This is a genomic window from Paraburkholderia sp. RL17-347-BIC-D (assembly GCF_046027915.1).
Taxonomy (GTDB): domain Bacteria; phylum Pseudomonadota; class Gammaproteobacteria; order Burkholderiales; family Burkholderiaceae; genus Paraburkholderia.
This window is the reverse complement of sequence record NZ_JARESS010000191.1, coordinates 1-1,040: the sequence shown is the minus strand read 5'-3', so window position 1 is coordinate 1,040 and position 1,040 is coordinate 1. Positions and strand designations below refer to the sequence as shown.

Annotated in this window: 1 protein-coding gene; it reads left to right on the top strand. The window is 65.1% G+C overall.

Translation table 11 applies throughout. The annotated features are described in order from the left end of the window. On the top strand, nt 1–1,040 hold a 1,040-nt coding region (locus P0D96_RS48085; protein WP_408321369.1), incomplete at both ends, for a cupin domain-containing protein.

The following is a 1,040-nucleotide window of genomic DNA, read 5'->3' as shown; positions in this document are numbered from 1 at the left end:
GACAAATGAGTGGCAAGCCGCATGATGCAGGCTCCCCGCCGGTGCAACTCTGGAGCCGTGACGGATTTCAGGGGGCGCTGTCAGTTGTGACCCGGCCGACCTACGCGCCTGATTTTCTTTCCGTGCAGGGGCCGCACGCACCGCGGCGTGCCGTCCTTGAGCGCTTGACGCCTGACGATCAGGACGACCCCGAGGCGCTTCCGACCACCGTGGCGACTTCCAGGCTCGGCGTCAGACTGCATGTGTCGGGACGGCGCAAGCCCATGCCGTATGTGGTGCGCAACGTCGAAGCGGACGAGATTCATTTCATCCAGTCCGGCACGGTCAGGTTCGAAACGGACGTGGGCTGTCTCACGGCGACGGAAGGGGACTTCGTCTGCATTCCCCGATCCGTCGCGTACCGCTATGCACCGACGGGCGATGCCATGCGAAGCCTCATCGTCGAGAGTCCCGCGGCCCTGAAGCTCGCGCCGCCTGCGCCAAGTGGCCTCCTCAACGTTGCACGCGATCTGAAGTTCGCCGAGATCGACGCCAGCATGCCGGCCGGCGGCCCGACGCGGCTGGTGCTGAAAACCCTCGACACCGAGAACACGGTCTTCATGATGTCGCATGATCCGCTCGCGCTCGGCATGCGCCTGTCGGAGTCCGTCCCGGTGTGGAAGCTTAATCTGGCCAATATCCAGGTTCACGCCTACCTGCCTGAGGGCGGTCCGCCGAGCCAGTTTCTGTCATCAGGCACGGGCGACATTCTGATGTTCAACCTCAGTGCGCGCCCCGGGGGGCGGCCGCCGGTTCACATCAACGCCGATTTCGACGAGGTGATCTGTTACGTGCGGGGCCCGGGGGCCTGGGGCGGTTGCACGGAACCCGGCACGTTGACCTGTGTGCCAAAGGGGGTCATCCATCACGGGCCGTCGGAGGACGTTCCTGAGGGCTATCAGGCCTGGTTGCTGGAAACACGCGCGACCCTGCGTTGGACGCCGAAGGCCCTCGCCGCTTCGGAGCTGATGGAGACGGGACAATACCGGCCGCATCCGAGT